General features: G+C 64.7%; 22 protein-coding genes. 8 read left to right on the top strand and 14 right to left on the bottom strand.

Features of this window, described 5'->3' with window-relative positions; translation table 11 throughout:
* Positions 1 to 36 precede the first annotated feature (36 nt).
* Positions 37 to 1,497 (bottom strand): glycerol-3-phosphate dehydrogenase, encoded by a 1,461-nt coding sequence (locus tag OWC48_RS33710; RefSeq protein WP_282523836.1) that lies wholly within the window; start codon positions 1,495 to 1,497, stop codon positions 37 to 39.
* 136 nt (positions 1,498 to 1,633) lie between these two features.
* Entirely contained in the window at positions 1,634 to 4,321 is a 2,688-nt protein-coding gene (locus OWC48_RS33705; RefSeq protein WP_282523835.1) for an EAL domain-containing protein, read from the bottom strand.
* Between the two features lie 202 nt (positions 4,322 to 4,523).
* Here OWC48_RS33705 and OWC48_RS33700 point away from each other — a divergent pair, with 202 nt between their 5' ends.
* Positions 4,524 to 5,627 (top strand): NAD(P)/FAD-dependent oxidoreductase, encoded by a 1,104-nt coding sequence (locus OWC48_RS33700; RefSeq protein ID WP_282523834.1) that lies wholly within the window; start codon positions 4,524 to 4,526, stop codon positions 5,625 to 5,627.
* Between the two features lie 147 nt (positions 5,628 to 5,774).
* On the opposite strand, the gene OWC48_RS33695 is transcribed toward OWC48_RS33700, so the two are convergent.
* Positions 5,775 to 5,957 carry a YdcH family protein gene (locus OWC48_RS33695; RefSeq protein ID WP_008131172.1) on the bottom strand — a complete coding sequence of 61 codons (183 nt, stop codon included), beginning with the start codon at positions 5,955 to 5,957 and terminating at the stop codon, positions 5,775 to 5,777.
* 329 nt (positions 5,958 to 6,286) lie between these two features.
* On the opposite strand from OWC48_RS33695, the gene OWC48_RS33690 reads away from it, so the two are divergent.
* From OWC48_RS33690 to OWC48_RS33680, 3 genes are all read left to right on the top strand, one after another.
* Positions 6,287 to 6,493, top strand: coding sequence for a YdcH family protein (locus OWC48_RS33690; RefSeq protein ID WP_063986093.1), 207 nt, complete (start codon positions 6,287 to 6,289; stop codon positions 6,491 to 6,493).
* A gap of 126 nt (positions 6,494 to 6,619) precedes the next feature.
* Entirely contained in the window at positions 6,620 to 6,838 is a 219-nt protein-coding gene (locus tag OWC48_RS33685) for a hypothetical protein (protein ID WP_014492449.1), read from the top strand.
* A 100-nt stretch (positions 6,839 to 6,938) separates the two neighbouring features.
* On the top strand, positions 6,939 to 7,190 hold the full coding sequence (locus OWC48_RS33680) for a hypothetical protein (RefSeq protein WP_063981128.1): 252 nt from the start codon (positions 6,939 to 6,941) through the stop codon (positions 7,188 to 7,190).
* Between the two features lie 63 nt (positions 7,191 to 7,253).
* Here the strand turns inward: OWC48_RS33680 and OWC48_RS33675 are convergent, their stop codons facing one another.
* On the bottom strand, positions 7,254 to 7,979 hold the full coding sequence (locus tag OWC48_RS33675; protein ID WP_282523833.1) for a GGDEF domain-containing protein: 726 nt from the start codon (positions 7,977 to 7,979) through the stop codon (positions 7,254 to 7,256).
* 141 nt (positions 7,980 to 8,120) lie between these two features.
* Here OWC48_RS33675 and purE point away from each other — a divergent pair, with 141 nt between their 5' ends.
* Positions 8,121 to 8,609 (top strand): 5-(carboxyamino)imidazole ribonucleotide mutase, encoded by a 489-nt coding sequence (purE, locus tag OWC48_RS33670; RefSeq protein WP_282523832.1) that lies wholly within the window; start codon positions 8,121 to 8,123, stop codon positions 8,607 to 8,609.
* Positions 8,606 to 9,712, top strand: coding sequence for a 5-(carboxyamino)imidazole ribonucleotide synthase (locus tag OWC48_RS33665; RefSeq protein ID WP_282523831.1), 1,107 nt, complete (start codon positions 8,606 to 8,608; stop codon positions 9,710 to 9,712). The genes purE and OWC48_RS33665 overlap by 4 nt, the downstream gene beginning before the upstream one ends.
* 36 nt (positions 9,713 to 9,748) lie before the next feature.
* Here OWC48_RS33665 and aqpZ read toward each other — a convergent pair whose 3' ends face one another.
* Positions 9,749 to 10,471 carry an aquaporin Z gene (aqpZ, locus tag OWC48_RS33660; protein WP_282523830.1) on the bottom strand — a complete coding sequence of 241 codons (723 nt, stop codon included), beginning with the start codon at positions 10,469 to 10,471 and terminating at the stop codon, positions 9,749 to 9,751.
* A 264-nt stretch (positions 10,472 to 10,735) separates the two neighbouring features.
* Here aqpZ and rpsU point away from each other — a divergent pair, with 264 nt between their 5' ends.
* Positions 10,736 to 11,032 (top strand): 30S ribosomal protein S21, encoded by a 297-nt coding sequence (gene rpsU, locus OWC48_RS33655; protein ID WP_014492442.1) that lies wholly within the window; start codon positions 10,736 to 10,738, stop codon positions 11,030 to 11,032.
* A gap of 160 nt (positions 11,033 to 11,192) precedes the next feature.
* Entirely contained in the window at positions 11,193 to 11,846 is a 654-nt protein-coding gene (locus OWC48_RS33650) for a tetratricopeptide repeat protein (RefSeq protein WP_282523829.1), read from the top strand.
* 26 nt (positions 11,847 to 11,872) lie between these two features.
* Here the strand turns inward: OWC48_RS33650 and OWC48_RS33645 are convergent, their stop codons facing one another.
* From OWC48_RS33645 to OWC48_RS33605, 9 genes are all read right to left on the bottom strand, one after another.
* Entirely contained in the window at positions 11,873 to 12,802 is a 930-nt protein-coding gene (locus tag OWC48_RS33645) for a hypothetical protein (RefSeq protein WP_282523828.1), read from the bottom strand.
* A 93-nt stretch (positions 12,803 to 12,895) separates the two neighbouring features.
* Positions 12,896 to 13,180, bottom strand: a complete 285-nt coding sequence (locus tag OWC48_RS33640) for a cupin domain-containing protein (RefSeq protein WP_282523827.1) — start codon at positions 13,178 to 13,180, stop codon at positions 12,896 to 12,898.
* A 13-nt stretch (positions 13,181 to 13,193) separates the two neighbouring features.
* Positions 13,194 to 14,291: a calcium:proton antiporter gene (locus OWC48_RS33635; protein ID WP_282523826.1), complete on the bottom strand. Its 1,098-nt coding sequence runs from the start codon at positions 14,289 to 14,291 to the stop codon at positions 13,194 to 13,196.
* A gap of 60 nt (positions 14,292 to 14,351) precedes the next feature.
* Positions 14,352 to 15,152 carry an alpha/beta hydrolase gene (locus tag OWC48_RS33630; protein WP_282523825.1) on the bottom strand — a complete coding sequence of 267 codons (801 nt, stop codon included), beginning with the start codon at positions 15,150 to 15,152 and terminating at the stop codon, positions 14,352 to 14,354.
* Positions 15,153 to 15,176: 24 nt separating this feature from the next.
* Positions 15,177 to 15,347, bottom strand: a complete 171-nt coding sequence (locus tag OWC48_RS33625; protein ID WP_282523824.1) for a hypothetical protein — start codon at positions 15,345 to 15,347, stop codon at positions 15,177 to 15,179.
* 19 nt (positions 15,348 to 15,366) lie between these two features.
* Positions 15,367 to 16,764: an NAD(P)(+) transhydrogenase (Re/Si-specific) subunit beta gene (locus OWC48_RS33620; RefSeq protein WP_282523823.1), complete on the bottom strand. Its 1,398-nt coding sequence runs from the start codon at positions 16,762 to 16,764 to the stop codon at positions 15,367 to 15,369.
* Between the two features lie 39 nt (positions 16,765 to 16,803).
* Entirely contained in the window at positions 16,804 to 17,121 is a 318-nt protein-coding gene (locus OWC48_RS33615) for a proton-translocating transhydrogenase family protein (RefSeq protein ID WP_014492434.1), read from the bottom strand.
* Positions 17,122 to 17,132: 11 nt separating this feature from the next.
* Positions 17,133 to 18,260, bottom strand: a complete 1,128-nt coding sequence (locus OWC48_RS33610) for a Re/Si-specific NAD(P)(+) transhydrogenase subunit alpha (protein ID WP_282523822.1) — start codon at positions 18,258 to 18,260, stop codon at positions 17,133 to 17,135.
* A 138-nt stretch (positions 18,261 to 18,398) separates the two neighbouring features.
* Positions 18,399 to 18,551, bottom strand: a complete 153-nt coding sequence (locus OWC48_RS33605; protein ID WP_008136857.1) for an aa3-type cytochrome c oxidase subunit IV — start codon at positions 18,549 to 18,551, stop codon at positions 18,399 to 18,401.
* Between the last annotated feature and the right edge of the window lie 107 nt (positions 18,552 to 18,658).

Here is an 18,658-nt window from a genome sequence, read left to right as displayed (position 1 = left end):
TCCCGGATTGCGCTTCGCTCCATCCGGGCTACGCCACTAGCTCACACTCGCCATGAACGCGGCCAGCGCGTCGCGATCCGCCGCCGGCATCGTCAGACCGAGCTTGGAACGCCGCCACAGAATATCGTCGGGAAAACGCGCCCATTCGTGGGTCATGAGATAGCGCACCTCGGCGCCGGTCAGTTCGGGACCGAAGGCCGGACCGAGCTCCTCACGGCTCTTCGCCTCGCCGAGCACTGCGGCTAATCGCGAGCCATAGGCGGCAACCAGACGCTGGGCCTGCGGCTCCGACAGAAAGCGCCAGCGGTCGCGGGCGAGGTCGACTTCGGTGTCGAAACGATCCCAGGCAAAGTCTCCGCCGGGCAACGCTGCGCCAGCCGTCCAGGGCGGCGACATCGGATAGAACGGCGTCAGCTTCGTCACGGCCCGCTCGGCGCGCAGGCGCGCGGTGGTGACGTCGCCGCCGAACATCGTGATCAGCGGCGCCTTGCGCCGGCGCGCGTGGAACAGCGTCGTCCCGTCGCGCCGCCGCACGGACGCCAGCGTCAGGTTGACGCCGGAGACCGCACGCACCACGTCGGTGGGCGCGACGCGCTCGCGGAAATAGCGGCTGGCCGCCTCGCAGAGATAGCTGACGTCGGCCCCAGGCATCGCCACGATCGCGGGATCACCGGTGAAATCACGGGTGACCGTTCCGATCAGCGTGAAATCGCGTTCGAGGGGGCTCGCGAAGATCAGCCGCCCATCGCTGTTCTGGAAGACGTAGACGTTGTCGGACTCGAACAGCCTGGGCACGATGATCTGGCTCATCTGCATGGCCGCCATGGTGGGCTGCGGCTGGCGCAGCACGGTCTCTGCGACGATCGACGTCCAGCCGCCGCTGGCATTGGCCAGCGCCCGGGCCGTGATCACGCGGCGATGGCCACGATCGACCACCGCGAGGCGCCATGTATCGGTTCGATCGGCGCGGACACAGCGCGCCCCGGTCCGGATCGCAGCGCCGCGTTCGGCGGCGTCCAGCGCCGTCAGCACCACCAGGCGGGAATCATCGACGACGCAGTCCGAATATTCGAAAGCCGTGCCGAACGGGCGCTTCAGCGCGTTGCCGACCGGATGATGCGTGATGTCGAGGGTCGTCGCGGCAGGCAGGCCGCTCCGACCGGTGAGGCTGTCATAGAGGTACAAGCCGGCGCGCAGCAGCCAGGGTGGACGCTCCTCGGAATGGGCCGGGATCACGAAACGCATCGGCCGGACCAGATGCGGCGCGATGGCAAGCCAGGTCCGGCGCTCGGCCAACGCCCGGCGCACCCGCCAAAAACCGCGGCGTTCCAGCACCGACAGATCGCCATGGATCAGCCGCGGCGTCGCCGATGACGCCGCGCCGCCGAGATCGCCCTGCTCCAGCAGAATGACCCGCAGGCCGCGGCCGGCCGCATCGCGAGCGAGGCTGACACCGTTCAGGCCGCCGCCGATGATCGCAAGGTCGTAATCCGCCATGAAGCCGTCGAATGGGAGCTAGCGCCTGCCATCACTAGAGCCATTTCCATTCCGATGAAATCGGAACGGAGCTTTGGATTCTTGTTTTGACGTGTTTTCTTTGCGCGAACCGGTATCCACTTGGCTCGAAAACGCTCTAGCCGGTCTTGAGCGCAAGCTCCATCGTCTCGGCGCGGCCGACGAGGCCGGCATATTTGCCGATCGGCAGCGGCTTGCCGAGCAGGTAGCCCTGCACGCCGTCGCAACCTTCCTTGGCAAGGAAGGCGAGCTGATCGAGGGTCTCGACGCCCTCGGCGATGATCGACATTTCGAGGCCGTGGCCGAGATCGATCACGGCGCGCACGATGGCCGCCGATTGCGGATTGCGGCCGAGATTCATGATGAAGGCGCGGTCGATCTTGATCTTGTCGAACGGGAACGCCTGGAGATAGCTCAGCGAAGAGTAACCGCTGCCAAAATCGTCCATGGAGATGCGCACGCCGAGCGCCTTCAGCCGGCGCAGCAGCGCGAGACCGCGATCAAAGTCCTCGATCAGCACGCCCTCGGTGATTTCCAGCTCGAGCCGGCCGGGCGCCAGGCCCGTCTCGATCAGGATCGAATGGACCAGCCCGACCACGTCGCCGTGCATGAACTGCGCCGGCGACAAATTGACCGCGACCTGGAGCGGCTTCGGCCAGGACGCCGCCTCGCGGCAGGCCTGCCGCAAAATCCACTCGCCCATCTCGACGATCAGGCCGCTCTCCTCGGCGATCGGGATGAATTCGGCCGGGGAGACCTGGCCGCGCACCGGATGCTGCCAGCGCGCCAGCGCCTCGAAACCGATGATCTCGCTCTCGGCGACACTGTGGCGCGCGATCCCCTGCGGCTGGAAGGCGAGCGAAAGCTCGCCGTTCTTGATCGCGTTCGACAGGTCCTGATGCAGCACGCGGCGATCGCGGATCTGCTGGTCCATCTCCGGCTGGTAAAGGCTGATCGTGCCGCGCGACTTCTGCTTGGCGCGGAACAGCGCCGCGCCGGCATTGGCCAGCAGCGACGCGCCGTCGGCACCATTATGCGGGAAGATCGACATGCCGGTGGTGACGCCGGCGCGGACCGCCCGGCCGTCGATCTGAAATTCCCGGGCAACGGCCTCGCCGAGCTGCTGCGCCAGCGCAAGGCCCGCCTCCGGCTGCTTGCCGTCGATGATGAGGCCGAACTCGTCGCCGGACAGGCGCGCCACCACGCCGCCGCGTGCGGAATCCTGAAGCCGGTGGGCCACCTCGATCAAGAGCTTGTCGCCGAGCGCATGACCGAAGACGTCGTTGACCTCCTTGAGGCCGTCGAGGTCGAGGCAGAGCACGGCGAACTCCTCGCTGGTGCCTTCGCAGGCCTCGATCATCTGGGTCAGCGCCTGAAGGAAGGCGGCGCGGTTCGGCAAATCGGTGAGGCCGTCGTGATAGGCCATGTGCGCCATGCGCGACTCGGTCTGCCGGCGGTCGGTGACGTCTTCGTGGGTCTTGATCAGATATTGCGGCTCGCCGGCATCGCTGAGCACGGTCGCCCGCCGGGTCAGGAACAGCCGCAGGCCGTCCTTGGTGGAGATCGGGTGCTCCTCGGTGATCATCCCGCGCTTCTTGATCGCGGCCTCGTCGCGCGCGATGATCAGCTTGGCTTCCTTGGGATTGAAGATGTCGGAGGCGGTCAGGCCCGTGGCTTCCTCGCGCCGGCGGTTGAGGATGGTCTCGGCGCTGCGGTTGGCGAGCAGGTAGCGGCCGTCCTTGACCTGCTCCACGATCAGCGCCACCGGGATGTTGTCGACCACGAGCTCCAAGAACTTTTTCGTGCTCTCCAGCTCCTGCGACAGCGAGCGGCGGTCGGTGATATCCTCGAACACGAGCATCAGGAATTCGGGCTTGTTGCTCTCGTTGCGGACCACGATCCGGATCGAGGCAACCATGCGCCGTTCACCGGCGCGGTCAACTTCGAATTCATTGCGGAACTGGCCGTCCGACGAATTCAGCGCCGCCTTGTCGGCCGCCTCGATGCTGGCCGCCGAGATGGGCGCGAACAGCTCCCGCGCATTCTTGCCGACGGCGTGGTCGCGCGAGAACCCCCAGAACCGTTCATAGGCGCTGTTGGCGAAGATGTAACGACCGTCCTCGATGTTCTTCGCGGCGACGCAGGCCGGCACGTTGTCCAGCACGGTTTCCAGGAATTGCTTGGTGGAGGCGAGCTGCCGTGACAGCTTGCGCTGATCGCTGACGTCCAGATGCGTCGCGACCGAGCCGCCGTTCGGCAACACGAAATATTTCACCAGGATGGCGCGGCCATCAGGCAGTTCGGTGATCAGGCCGTTGGCGCTCGCCGCCTTCTCGTAGAACTCGTCGTCGGAGACACCGCCGAGGACGTCGCGCTTGCGCCTGAGTTCGAGGATGTCGTAGCCGGTCATGCCGGTCCACAGGTCCGAGCGCGCCAGGCCGTAGATCTCGAGATAGCGGTCGTTGCAGAACATGATGCGTCGTTGCGCATCCGTCATCACCACGCCCTGGTTGAGATTGTTCATGGCGGAGGAGACGAAGGCGTTGCGCCGCAGCTGCAAGCGCCTGGTGCGACGCAGCGAGGAATGGATCCATAGCGCGATGGCGGCCAGGAACGCACAGACGACGATGCCGCCGATCAGCGCTTCCCAGACCAAATTGGGATCGAGCTTGCCGAGATAGCTCGGCGGGGCGAAGCTGTCCGCGAGCGCGAAGGCGCGCGCGGGCGCGACCGCGCTGCCCAGGCACACGACGGCCTGCACAGCAATCGGAAGCGTGCTGCCCACGTGCCAGTTCTTCTCAGCCATCAGCCACCCGCGATTTCAACGTCGGATTGTCTGGCTTCACGGGTTTGGATCGGGTAAACGCCTGTACGCGCAACAGAAAAATGTGACGCCAAATACGGCAATTGCCCTGACATGATAAATGTTTCCTTAATGGAAAACGGCCCGGCGCCGTGGTTCTCGGGCCTGATGCCACCGATGCTTTCAACGGATAAACTGCACAACCATGGATAGGGTCGATTGCGTCGTCATCGGAGCTGGCGTCGTCGGGCTCGCGGTGGCTCGAAAGCTTGCCCAGGCCGGGCGCGAGGTGATCGTGCTCGAGGAAGCCGAGGCCATCGGCACCATTACCTCCTCGCGCAACAGCGAGGTGATCCATGCCGGGATCTATTACCGCGCCGGCAGCTGGATGGCGCGCATGTGCGTCAGCGGCAAGCATGCGCTGTATCGCTACTGCGGCGAGCGCGGCATCCCGCACAAGAATTGCGGCAAGCTGATCGTCGCGACCAGCGCCAAGGAGACCGAGAAGCTGCAATCGATCAAGGCGCATGCCGAGGCCAATGGCGTGCTCGACATGCAGCTGCTCACCGGCGAGGCCGCACGCGCGCTGGAGCCGGCGCTCGCCTGCGATGCCGCGCTGCTCTCGCCATCGACCGGCATCATCGACAGCCACGCCTACATGCTCTCGCTGCGCGGCGAGGCCGAGGCGGCCGGCGCGGCCTTTGCGTTTCACACCCCGCTGATCCGCGCCAAGGCATCAGGCGATGTGATCGAGATCGACGCCGGCGGCGAAGCGCCGATGACGCTGCAATGCGGCCTGCTCGTCAACGCCGCCGGGCTCTCGGCAACAACGGTCGCACGCCACATCGACGGCATGCCGATTGACCGGATTCCGCCGGCCTATCTCGCCAAGGGAAATTATTTCAGCTGCAACGCCAGGGCACCGTTCTCGCACCTGATCTACCCGGTGCCCGAGCCGGGTGGGCTCGGCGTGCACCTGACGCTGGACATGGCCGGGCAGGCACGCTTCGGCCCCGACGTCGAGTGGATCGAGACGATCAATTACGAGGTCGATCCATCACGCGCCGAGCGCTTCTATCCGGCGATCCGGAAATACTGGCCGACGCTGCCCGACGGCGCGCTGATCCCGAGCTATTCAGGCATTCGCCCGAAGATCGTGCCGCCGGCGGTGGCTACGCAGGATTTTCTGATGCAGGGCCCGCGCGATCACGGCGTCGAAGGACTGATCAACCTGTTCGGCATCGAATCGCCGGGGCTGACGTCATCGCTCGCGATCGCGGACCACGTCGCTGAGCTCGCAAACGTCTAGAGCGTTTTCGAAGCGAAGTGGATACCGGCTCGCGTAAAGAACGCCGCGCAAATAGCTTTGCACGGCGCTAACCTTCACGCAGGGATGAGCAATAGCTCTCACCCCTGCGTGAAGGGTAGGTTCAATTCTACGCTGTTACAGGGGTTACTAGTGGAGCGTGTCGCCGGTGTGCTTCAAACGCTCGATCTGGTCCTTGACCATCAACTTCCGTCGCTTCAACTCAACAATTTGCAGGTCGTCTGTTGAAAGGTGCACGAGAGCTTCGTGCAATTCGTTTTCGAGCGTTTTGTGCTTCCGCTCCAATTCAACCAGATGTGCCTGAATTGTCATTCGAAACCTCCTCGGTAGGGGGAAACCTTGGATTCGATCCGGACGAGCAAGTGTACATCACCGATTCGCTCTGTCGATATGTATCCGTCGTCGCAGCGTCATTTTTGAAAATTCATATGTAATGAAGCGTGAGTAAGGAACCACGCTGAAAAAATCCATGATATCAATGTGCTTGCGCAACGTCGCAACGAATCGTCGAAATATCTTGCGAGAGTTCGGTGAGCGGCGGCCCGAGATCGCTTGCGATCACGGCGCGCAAGGACGATAATTTCCACAGGGCATCCACAGCCTTGAATCTCACGCCCATCGGGTTTTCGGCCACCGCGAACATGACCAATGAAGACGAGCGTGAGCTCGAAGCCGAGCTCACCCGGTTGCAGCAAGAACACCGAGATCTCGATGCCGCGATCGATGCGATGCATCAATCGCCTGCCCCCGACCTATTGCGGTTACAACGGTTGAAGAAGCGCAAGCTGTTGTTGCGCGACCGTATCGCGTTCATCGAGGACCAGATCACGCCGGACATCATCGCCTGATCCGCGAAGCCCTTTTGGGGCGCCTCGCGGCATCCGAATCCGCTTGACTCGAAAAGAACAAAATAGGAACATTTGGGTATCCTACCGCCCCAGGAAACGCCCAGGAAACCCCCGAGGACAACGCAGATGTCGGCAACCGCCCTTCTCGACAACAGCCATTATGAACAGGCCTGCGACCAGGCGATCGCAATGTGCGACGGCAACCTGCGCAGCACCATCAAGGCGCTGATCATGGCCAACGAATATCTGGAAGCAGAGCTGGAAGAATTACAGGCGGCGATTTCAGCCGGCTGCATTCCCGAGACCGCACGCAGCAAAGTGCGGAGCAACAGCAGCGCCGCCTGAGTTCAAAGCGCGATCGAGATCGCGCTTTTATTTTTTGAGCATGATCTCGTCGGAAAACCGCTTCACACTTTTCCGGATCATGCTCCATCGGAGCAACGCCATGTCGGATGTGACCTACTACGTTGCAATGCCCTTCCTGATCGATGCCGACGGATCGCCTGTCGCGGGCGCCGCGGAGGAATGCCAGAGCTCGGCGGCCGCGTTGCGGCGCGCCGAGATCCTGGCGCACGGTGCCGGCCATATCGGCGCGGTTGCGTTCAGCCGCAGCGGCGATCCTATGACCGGCGAATTCGGCGACGCGACGCTGCTGCGCAAGTTCGGCAACGTGCCGGAAGATCTGGCCACGCTGTAAGGGTTGTTGCGTGAGCATGATCTCAGCGCAAACGCGGTCCGCGTTTGTCGCGAAGATCGTGCCCTAGTTGCTGACCAGCCTGATCCGCGGCTCGTGCCGGCGGTGCGCCTTGCGCACATACATGGCGGCATCAGCCTCCTCCAGCGCGCAGCCTGCGTCGGACTGCGCCCCCAGCAGCGCGACACCTGCGGAGGCGCCCGCGGTCACGCGCTGACCGCGAAAGGCAAACGACAATTCGTCGATCGCCTGTTCGAAGGTGGCAGCCTTCGCCTTGGCGTCGGTCTCGCTGAGATTCCAGAGCAGCAGCGCAAACTCGTCGCCGCCCAGCCGGCCGACCACGTCCGAGGCACGGACCTGCCGCGTCAGGGTGGCCGCAATCGCCTTGAGCACCTCGTCTCCGGCGGCATGGCCGAAGGAATCGTTGATCGGCTTCAGGCGATCGACGTCGAGGACGATCAGCGCGCCGCTGGCGCGGTAGCGCTTCATGTAGGCGATGGCGCGCGCGAGCTCGCGCTCGAAGCCGCGCCGGTTCGGAATCTCGAGCAGGAAATCGGTGTCGGCCGCAGCTTCCAGTTCCGCAACCCGCCGCTCCGCCTCCCTGAGCTTGCTCCGCAAGCCGCGGATGGTCGCCCTGGTGTCGTCGGCGGCCGACGCTCCGCGCCGCGCCGGCTTGCCCAGAATCTTGGCCGAGCGCTTCGCCAGCCGCCTGGGGGCGGCTTTGGAGCGGCTGGCGCTGGCTTTCCGGCCCTTTTTGGCCTTCGCAGCGCTCGCCCTTTTTGGTTTCTTCATGGGCATCCTGCTCAATGAAGGCTTGCGGGGATTCACCAAGACAGGATAGTGCATTCCCTTCTCCTTGCCACCGCCTTGCGAGCCACCGGCCGGAACCGTTAATCTGGCCTATCTTTCTGTTTTCCGAGCACAATTGACGTCATGACCGCGCCGATCGCCATCATCATGGGAAGCCAGTCGGACTGGGAGACGATGCGGCATGCCGCCGACACGCTCGCAGCGCTCGGCGTTGCCGCCGAGACCCGCATCGTTTCGGCACACCGCACCCCCGACCGGTTGTTTGCATTCGCCAAGGGCGCCAAGGCGGCAGGCTACAAGGTCATCATCGCCGGCGCGGGTGGCGCTGCGCATCTGCCCGGCATGGCGGCGGCGCTGACGGAACTGCCGGTGTTCGGCGTTCCCGTCGAATCCAGGACGCTCAAAGGCATCGATTCGCTCTATTCGATCGTGCAGATGCCCGCGGGCATCCCGGTCGGCACCCTCGCCATCGGCAAGGCTGGCGCGATCAACGCGGCGCTGCTTGCAGCTTCGGTGCTCGCATTGTCCGACCCGGCCCTATCCGACCGCCTCGTCGCCTGGCGCAAGGCACAGACCGAGGCGGTTGCGGAGCGCCCGGAGGACAAGGCGTGACTGACGCAAAGCAGGTGAAGCTGAAGCCCGGCGACACCATCGGAATCCTCGGCGGCGGACAATTGGGGCGGATGCTGGCCATGGCCGCGGCGCGACTCGGCCTGCGCTGCCAGGTATTCTCGCCCGATCCGGACTCGCCCGCCTTCGACGTCGTGCTGAACGCGACCTGCGCCGAATATGCCGACGTCGAAGCACTCGAGCTGTTTGCCAACGATGTCGACGTCATCACCTACGAATTCGAGAACGTGCCGTCTGCCGCCGCGATGGTGCTCGACGCGCGCCGCCCGGTGCTGCCCAACCGCAAGATCCTCGAGACCACCCAGGACCGGCTCGCCGAGAAGGATTTCGTGACGCGGCTCGGCATCGGCACCGCAGCCTATGCCGACGTCACCTCGGTCTCCTCGCTGCGCGAGGCGATCGTCCGGATCGGCCTTCCGGCCGTGCTGAAGACCCGCCGCTTCGGCTATGACGGCAAGGGCCAGGCCATCATCCGCGAGGGCGACGACATCGCCAAGGTCTGGACCAGTCTCGCCACCAAATCGGCGATCCTCGAAGCCTTCATCCCGTACGAGCGCGAGATCTCCGTGATTGCGGCGCGGTCGGCGACCGGCCAGGTCGAGTGCTTCGACGTCACCGAGAACGAGCACCGCGACCACATTCTGAAGATATCCCGCGCCCCCGCACAGATTCCGGATGCGCTCGCGGAAGAAGCGCGCAGCATCGCCGGCAAGATCGCCGGCGCGCTCGATTATGTCGGCGTGCTCGCGGTCGAGATGTTCGTGCTCGCCAACGGCACCGGGCCGAAGGTGCTGGTCAACGAGATCGCCCCGCGCGTGCACAATTCCGGACACTGGACGCTCGACGGCGCCTCGGTTTCGCAGTTCGAGCAGCACATCCGCGCCATTGCCGGCTGGCCGCTCGGCAAGGCCGTGCGCCACGGCGAAATCGTCACCATGACCAATCTGATCGGCGACGAGATCAACGATTACGAGAAGTGGCTGAGCGTGCCGGGCGCGACCGTGCATGTCTACGGCAAGGGCGCGCCGCGCCCCGGCCGCAAGATGGGCCACGTCACCGAAGTCAGGCCGACGAAGGGCAAGTAGCGGGACCGCGGCGCATGCCGCGATCCCGTCTTTCGATCAGGCCGTCTTCACGCCCGCGACGACGCCAGAGGGCTCCTCGCTGAGCCAGCGATAGAGCACCCCGCCCAGCGCGCCGCCGATCAGCGGTGCGACCCAGAACAGCCAGAGCTGCGACAGCGCCCAGCCGCCGACGAACAGCGCGGGCCCGGTGCTGCGCGCCGGGTTCACCGACGTGTTGGTGACGGGGATGCTGACGAGATGGATCATCACCAGCGCGAGCCCGATCGCGAGCGGGGCGAAGCCCGCTGGCGCGCGGCCATGGGTGGCGCCCATGATGACGAACAGGAACATCACGGTCATCACCACCTCGGTGACGAAGCAGGCGATCAAGCTGTACTGGCCGGGCGAATGCGCGTCGTAGCCGTTCGACGCAAAACCCTTGCTGACATCGAATCCGGGAGCACCGCTGGCGATTATGTAAAGCAGCTGGGCGGCGACGATTGCGCCGCAGACCTGCGCGATCACGTAAGGCAGGATCTGTCCCGCCGGGAAGCGTCCTCCGGCGGCAAGCCCGACGGTGACGGCCGGGTTGAGGTGGCAGCCCGAGATGTGCCCGATCGCATAGGCCATGGTGACGACGCTCAAGCCGAACGCCAGGGACACGCCGACCAGGCCGATTCCGACCTGCGGAAAGCCGGCGGCGATCACCGCGCTGCCGCAGCCTGCGAATGTGAGCCAGAATGTGCCGATCGCCTCGGCAGCGTATTTCTTCATATCCATGTGACGTCTCCCCTAATTCCAGGAATTTCCGGAGCAAAGCTCCGGGAACTGCCCCACCCTTGGCGCCGAATCACCCAAATCGGGGCCGTACGGAGGTATTTTCGCCTCATTTAATGGCTGAACTTGGCCCGAAAACCTGCTTGGCAGGTGGACATCGCGGGTTTTGTCTGATACATCCGCGCGCTCAAGGTTAAGGGCTTGTGCGTTTCGCCATCCCCTTTGACTTACCAGAATTCAAATCCGATCCACTGAAGAGGATGCCGCGTGCAGGTTCTCGTTCGCGATAACAATGTCGATCAAGCCCTCAAGGCGCTGAAGAAGAAGATGCAGCGCGAGGGAATTTTCCGCGAGATGAAGCTCCGCGGTCATTATGAGAAGCCCTCCGAGAAGAAGGCCCGCGAAAAGGCCGAGGCCGTGCGCCGCGCGCGCAAGCTGGCCCGCAAGAAGCTGCAGCGTGAAGGCCTGCTGCCGATGAAGCCGAAGCCGGTGTTCGGCGCCGGTCCCGGCGGTGATCGTGGCGGCCGCAGCGGCCCGGGTGCAGGTCCGCGCGGACCGCGCTGATTCTGCCTGGCTTGCAGGACTTCAGTTTTCCAAGACTTCAGTTTTCCAAGACTTCAGATTCCGATGACGCGGGCCCCTGGCCCGCGTTATTGTTTTGTGAGCGGTGCCTTCTCTGGGACGGGGGCACTACCGATGCGGCACCAGCGCGAGCGAACCGTAGATGGCCTCCCCTTTCCCCGAACGCCGCTTGGCGCGCCTACGCCAGATCTGGCGACAGCCGTTCGCGCTCGGCTTGATGGGGATTGCGCTGTGCGGCTGCTCCTTCGATCTCGGCTCCATGATGCCCGAGAAGGAGAAGCCGCAGGAGGCGCCCAAGGCGGCTGCGACTGCCGCCGACAGCGCGGTCAGCGCCGGCAATGTCAGCGAGGCCCAGGCTCACACCGCAAAAGGCCAGACCCTGGCAAAGGCGGGGGAGACGGCTGGCGCCCTGGACGAGTTCAACCGGGCCGTCGCGCTCGATCCCTACAACGCACAGGCGCTTTATGGTCGCGCCCTGATCTATCAGGGCAACAACGAGCATAATTTCGCCATCGCCGATTTCAGCGCCGCCAACGGGCTCAATCCGCAAAAGGTCGAGCCGTTGCTCGGCCGCGCCATCAGCTATCTCGCGATCGGCAAGGTCAAGGAAGCGGCGGCCGATCTCGATGAGGCCTCCGAGGTCGATCCGCACAACGCGCAGGTGTGGACCGCGCGCGGACAGGCCTATGAGCGGCTCGGTGACAAGGCCAAGGCGGCCACGTCCTACAACAAGGCGGTCGCGCTACGTCCACGCGACGATACCGCCCGCAGCGGCCTCGCCCGCGTCGGCGGCTGACACTGACAGGGCAGCCAGGCCGCCGTCTAATCGGGGGTGGAGCTCTTCGGCAGGACCGAGTGGAACATCGACTTCATGCCGGACAGCATCTCGTCGGCCACATTGGTCTTCTTCGGCCGCGGCATGGCCCCGCCAGCATCGGCACGCAGATCAAGCGGGGGCGCGATCATCGGGACCGGTATATCGGCCGGCGGCGTCATCCGGTTCGGATCGTCATTGCCGACCGAGGAAGTGTAAGACGGCGACGAACCGCTATTGCCATAGGCCTCGGGCGAAGGCGTCGACACCGTGATCGGCGGCGGCAGCGGACGCACTGAGGACGGCTCCGTGGAGATGATACGCGGGGCCTCCGGGGTGCGGGCGGCTTCCCGCACCGCAGGCTCCGGGGTCCGCTCGACCGGCTTGGTCTCAACCGATTTGGTTTCGGGAGATCTGGCCTCAGCGGCCTTCTCAGCAGCCTTGCCCTCAGGCGACTTGCGCAGGCGCTCGATGGCCGCCCGCGCGAGATCGTTGGCGTCGGGGGTCGCGGCCGGCGCCGAATTGGCCTCCACCACCGGAGCTGCGGCGGGAGCCGTGACAGCCGGATTGGACTTGGCGGCCGCCTTTTCACGCGCGGAGCTACGGCTGCGCGGGCCAGTCTCGGCGGGAGCGACGTCTGCGGCCTTGGTCTCGGCGGCTGGCTGATGATCGGCCGGGTTTTCGGCCGCCACCTTGTCCACGCCCTTTTCGGAAACGTTCTTCTCAGCAACGCCCTTGGCCTTCACGCCGGGCGCGGGAAGGTTGGCGGTGTCGGTCGGCTTGCCGTCACTGCCAGCCTGGGCAGGCGCTACCACGGCCGCGGGGGCGTCAGTCGCCGGCTTGGCGTTGATGTAGTGGTTAACAATGTACGCCCCGATGATCGTCGCGAGCACCGAGGGTAAAATATCCATCGAGATTTTAGCGAGGTATTTCAACATTTCTCGGCCACTCCCCGCGCGATCAGATGCGGGAACTTTGGGGCATTGTAAGGGATCAACTGCGACGGATCGATGGCAAAGGTAACGGCAGACTTACGGCTTCAGCTCGATCTCAAGGAACACGATCTCGGTTGAGGTTTCGTTAAGTACGTCATGTTGGACCCCGGCCTTGCGAAAGTAAGATTTTCCGGCCGCGAGCTGCGCCTTGGAACGCTCGCCGCCGGGCGCCACGATGGTCATCTCGCCGGCCACGACGGGAACAATCACATAGTCCATGCCGTGGGTGTGATGCCCAGTCGCGCTGCCCGGGGAGAGCCGCCATTCGGTCACCCGCACCTGCTCGTTGTCGACCTGAACCTCAGATTTGGCGGCAAGCATCGGGAGTTTCCTTCTACGGCACGAAAACCATGAACACGTAGACGGCAAATACCACCATATGGACCAGCCCGAACAGGACATTGGTCCTGCCGGTGCCGAAAGTCAGCATGCTCAACAAGAATGTCAGGAACAGCAGGGCCGTGTTCTGGGGATTGAGGCCCAGCACGAGCGGCTGGTCGAGCACGTAGGTGGCGACCCCGACCGCCGGAATGGTCAGGCCGATGGTTGCGAGCGAGGATCCGAGCGCCAGGTTGATGCTCTTCTGGAGGTCGTTCTTGCGCGCCGCCGCAATCGCCGAGACGCCCTCCGGCATCAGGATCAGGAGGGCGACGAGGAGGCCCGCGAACGCCGGCGGGGCGCCGATCTGAACGGCGACAGCGTCCACCACCAGCGAGAACTTCTTGGCGAGGAGGACGACCGCCAACAGCGAGATCAGCAGCAGCACGATGCTCAGCACCAGCATCCTGCCCGACAAATGCGCCTCTCCGCCCTCGCCGTCCGCCCGCTCGTGGACGAAATAGTCCTTGTGCAGGACGATCTGGGTGTAGAGGAACACGCCGTAGAGCACGATCGTTGCGAGATCGACGAAGCCGAGCTGGAGCGTCGAATAGATCGGGCCCGGCGTCGTCAGCGTATAGTTGGGCATGATCAGGGTGATGGTTGCCATCGCAATCAGCACGCTGAGATAGACGTTGGCGCCCGAGACCTGAAAGCCCTGCTCGCGATAGCGCATGCCGCCGATGAAGACGCAGAGGCCGACCAGGCCATTGCAGACGATCATCACGACGGCGAACACGGTGTCGCGGGCGAGCTCCGGGGCCGGCTTGTCGCCCAGCATGATCGTGGTGATCAGCGCGACCTCGATGATGGTCACCGCCAGCGTCAGCAGCAGCGTGCCGTAGGGCTCGCCGATGCGCTCCGCGATCACCTCGGAATGATGAACGGCCGCGAACACGGTGCCGAACAGGATCACCAGGAGCACGATCGCGAACAGGGCTCCGCCCGCCGTTAGCGTAAAGCTGTAGCCGGTCGCGGTCACGATCAGGAACAGCAGCACCGCCAGAGCGGGGAAGATCCAGGACGACCGCGGCATCGGTCCGTGTGCGCTCATGCGGGCGATTCCTTCAAATGGGAGGCCGATTATGCGCGAGAAGATCGCGTCCGTCAGCCCTCAGGTCCCATTGATGAAGTTTCGTGCGATGTCGATGGCGCCAAAGCTGCCGAGATCGTCGTGCCCGCCGCCGGGAATGCGGACGAACTGCTTCGGCCCGCGGGCCAGCGCAAACAATTTCTCGCCGAATGCGATCGGGATGGTCTGGTCCTGCGCGCCATGCACGACCAGGAGCGGAGCCGTGACGCGTGCGATGCGCTCATCCGAGTGGAAGGGGTCGCGGATCAGGAGGCGAACCGGAGCGAACCAGAAATGCGCGGCGGCGACGTCGGCGATCGACGTATAGGGCGCCTCGAGGATCAGCTTCCCGACCGGATGTTCGGAGGCGACGGCGACCGCAACGCCGGTCCCGAGCGAGAAGCCCCAGACGACAAGGCGCCGGGCGTCATAGCGCGCCGCCGCGAACGCATACGCAGCCGCGCCATCGCGCAGCAGACCATCTTCGCTCGGTGCGCCGCCGGAGCCCGCGTAGCCGCGATAAGACAGCGCGACGAGACCGGTGCCGTCAGCCGTGATCGCCTTGAAGCGGCCGGCAAGGCCGGCGAGAGAATCGCCGTTGCCGTGGAAGAACAGCACCACGGCACGGCCAGGCTTTGGCGGCACGTGCCAGACGATGACCTTCTCGCCGTCGGACGTCGTCAGGACATGCTCTTCGGCGTCTGGAAGTCCCGCGGCAGCGGGCGCCGTGCGCTCGGCCGTCGGTATCGGAAACAGCATCGCGCGCTGTTTGGCAAACAGCAGGACGAGACCGGCGAGGTAGCCGGCCGCAAGGATGGTGGCGGTCCATTTCAGGAATGTCATCGCGGCCCCCACCATTTCCGGAGTTCAGGGCTTGCGACGGCGCTTGAGCAATTTGAGGACGTCGGTGCGGATGCTCAAGGGAATCTCGCGGCAGCCGCACGCCGCCGCATGGGCGACGTGCCATGCGACACGCTGCTCGCGCGTCGCTTTCGGTGGCATGCGATGGGACCGGTGCCACTCCTTGTTCAGGGCCACGGTCCGCTCGCCTTCCGCGCTACATCGCCTTGACGATGTTCTCGGTAACCTTCTTGGCGTCGCCGAGCAGCATCATGGTGTTGTCGCGATAGAACAGCGGATTGTCGATACCGGCATAGCCCGAGGCGAGCGAGCGCTTGATGAACATCACGGTGCCGGCCTTCCAGACCTGCAGGACGGGCATGCCGTAGATCGGCGAGGTCTTGTCCTCTTCGGCCGCCGGGTTGGTGACGTCGTTGGCGCCGATCACGAAGGCGATGTCGGCCTGCGCGAATTCGGAGTTGATGTCCTCGAGCTCGAACACCTCGTCGTAGGGAACGTTGGCTTCGGCGAGCAGCACGTTCATGTGGCCGGGCATGCGGCCCGCGACCGGATGAATGGCGTACTTCACCTCGACGCCTTCCTTCTTCAGGATATCGCCCATTTCGCGCAGCGCGTGCTGGGCCTGCGCCACCGCCATGCCGTAGCCGGGCACGATGATGACCTTCTGGGCGTTCTTCATGATGAAGGCGGCGTCGTCGGCCGAGCCGAGCTTGGCGGGCTTCTGCTCACCGCCGCCACCGCCGGCCGCGGCGGTCTCGCCGCCGAAGCCGCCGAGGATGACCGAGATGAAGGACCGGTTCATCGCGTGGCACATGATGTAGGACAGGATCGCACCGGACGAGCCGACCAGCGCGCCGGTGATGATCAGCGCGGAATTGCCCAGCGTGAAGCCGATGCCGGCCGCGGCCCAGCCGGAATAGGAGTTCAGCATCGAGATCACGACCGGCATGTCGGCGCCGCCGATCGGGATGATCATGAGCACGCCGAGCGCCAGCGCGATGATGACGATCAGCCAGAAGTCGAGCGCGCTGCCCGACATCACCAGCCCGACGATGAAGACGACGAGCAGAACTGCAAGCACGATATTGATGGCGTGGCGGAACGGCAGGATGATCGGCGCGCCGCTCATCCGCGCGGACAGCTTCAGGAACGCGATCACCGAGCCGGTGAAGGTCAACGCGCCGATGGCGACGCCGAGCGACATCTCGACCAGGCTCTGCGGATGGATGTTGCCGGGGGTGCCAATGTCGAAAGCCTCGGGCGCGTAGAACGCGCCGGCGGCGACCAGCACCGCGGCCATGCCGACGAGCGAGTGGAAGGCGGCGACCAGTTCGGGCATCGAGGTCATCGGCACGCGGCGGGCGATGACCGCGCCGATCGCGGCACCGATGGCGATGCCGACGATGACGAGCACCCAGGCGAGGCCGTCTGCCGGCGGATGGTTGGCGAGCGTGGTGGCGACCGCGATCGCCATGCCGATCATGCCGAACAGATTGCCCTGGCGCGACGAAGCCGGGCTCGACAGCCCGCGCAGCGACAGGATGAACAGCACTCCCGCCACGAGATACAAAAATGCAGAGAGGTTGGCGCTCATCTCAGGTCCCCATTGATCCCATCAGCCCGAGGTGGCCGCTTACTTCGACTTCTTCTTGTACATCGCCAGCATGCGCTGGGTGACAAGGAAGCCGCCGAAGATGTTGATGCAGGCGAAGATCAGCGCGACGAAGCCGAAGGCGCGTGCCCAGCCCGAGCCGCTCGAGACATTGGCGACGCCGCCGGCGAGGAGCGCGCCGACCACGATCACCGACGAGATCGCATTGGTCACGCTCATCAGCGGCGTGTGCAGCGCCGGCGTCACCGACCACACCACGAAATAGCCGACGAAGACGGCGAGGACGAAGATCGACAGCCGGAAGATGAAGGGGTCGACGACCTGTGCTGCATGCTCCATGGCGGCTCTCCTTAAACCTTCGGCTGGAAGTTCGGGTGGATCACGGCGCCGTCCTTGGTCAGGGCGGTGGCCTTGACGAGCTCGTCGTCCCAGTTCACGGCGAGCTTCTTCTCGTTCTTGTCGACCATGGTCTCGATGAAGGAGAACAGATTGCGTGCGTAGAGGCTGGAGGCCGAGGCCGCGACGCGGCCGGCGACGTTGGTGTAGCCGACGATCTTGATGCCATCGAGGTCGACCACCTCACCGGGCCTGGCGCCCTCGACATTGCCGCCGCGCTCGACCGCGAGATCGACCAGCACCGAACCCGGCTTCATCGACTTGACCACTTCAGCACTGACGAGCTTCGGCGCAGGCCGGCCCGGAATCAGCGCGGTCGTGATCACGATGTCCTGCTTCTTGATGTGCTCGGCGGTGAGCGCGGCCTGCTTGGCCTGGTACTCCTTCGACATTTCCTTGGCGTAGCCGCCCGCGGTCTGCGCGTTCTTGAACTCCTCGTCCTCAACGGCGAGGAATTTTGCGCCGAGCGATTCCACCTGCTCCTTCGTGGCCGGACGCACGTCCGTGGCAGTCACGATGGCGCCGAGACGGCGCGCGGTCGCGATCGCCTGGAGGCCGGCAACGCCGACGCCCATCACGAATACCTTTGCGGCGGGCACGGTGCCGGCGGCGGTCATCATCATCGGAAAGGCACGGCCGAAGGCCTCGGCCCCCTCGATCACGGCGCGGTAGCCGGCAAGGTTCGCCTGCGACGACAGCACGTCCATCACCTGTGCACGGGTGATGCGCGGCATCAGTTCCATCGCGAAGGCGGAGACGCCGGAATCGGCGATCGTCTTCAGCGCGGCCTCGTTGCCGTAGGGGTCCATGATGGCGATGACGAGTGCACCGCGCTTGTACTGTGCGAGCTCGGAGGCCTCAGGACGCTTCACCTTGATGATGATGTCGGCGTCCTTCAGCGCATCGGCGCTGACGGTGGCGCCCACGGCGGTGAATTCGGAATCCGGCAGGCCCGATTTGAGGCCGGCGCCCGGCTCGACGGCGATCTCGGCGCCCAACGCCTTGAACTTCTTCACCGTATCAGGCGAAGCGGCGACACGCGGCTCCGACGGATCGATTTCCTTGGCAACGGCGATCTTCATAGGCCCTCCGGCGACGCGGGACAGCGCGCGCGCAAACTTAAGCGTTACTCCCGCAGCGTTCGATACCGGTTTTGGGACCGGCTTGGATGCAAATTTTGTAGGCGGCAGCTGCTGCTGGCGTGTGCGGCTGCCGATAGGTCAGGTCAGGAAGATCGCCATCAGGATCACGATGAGCGCGACCGAGGCCGTGCCGTACTTCACCAGCTTGATGAAGCCCTCATAGGTCTGCTCGTGGGCAACGTAGTCGTTGCCGTCGGCGGTGGTGTACGCCACTTCGCTATGGTCAGCCATGCATTGTCCCCAGTCGAAAGTCGAATTCTTGGGCTGGGATACCGCAAACCTTCGGGCAGGGCAACGGCACCGATGGCCGGTTTTCGGGCAAATCAGGTGATTTGGAA

Origin of the sequence: Bradyrhizobium sp. Arg816 (genome assembly GCF_029989365.1) — a bacterium.
Taxonomy (GTDB): domain Bacteria; phylum Pseudomonadota; class Alphaproteobacteria; order Rhizobiales; family Xanthobacteraceae; genus Bradyrhizobium.
The sequence above is the reverse complement of the archived record's forward strand: the minus strand, read 5'-3'. Positions and strand labels throughout refer to the sequence as shown.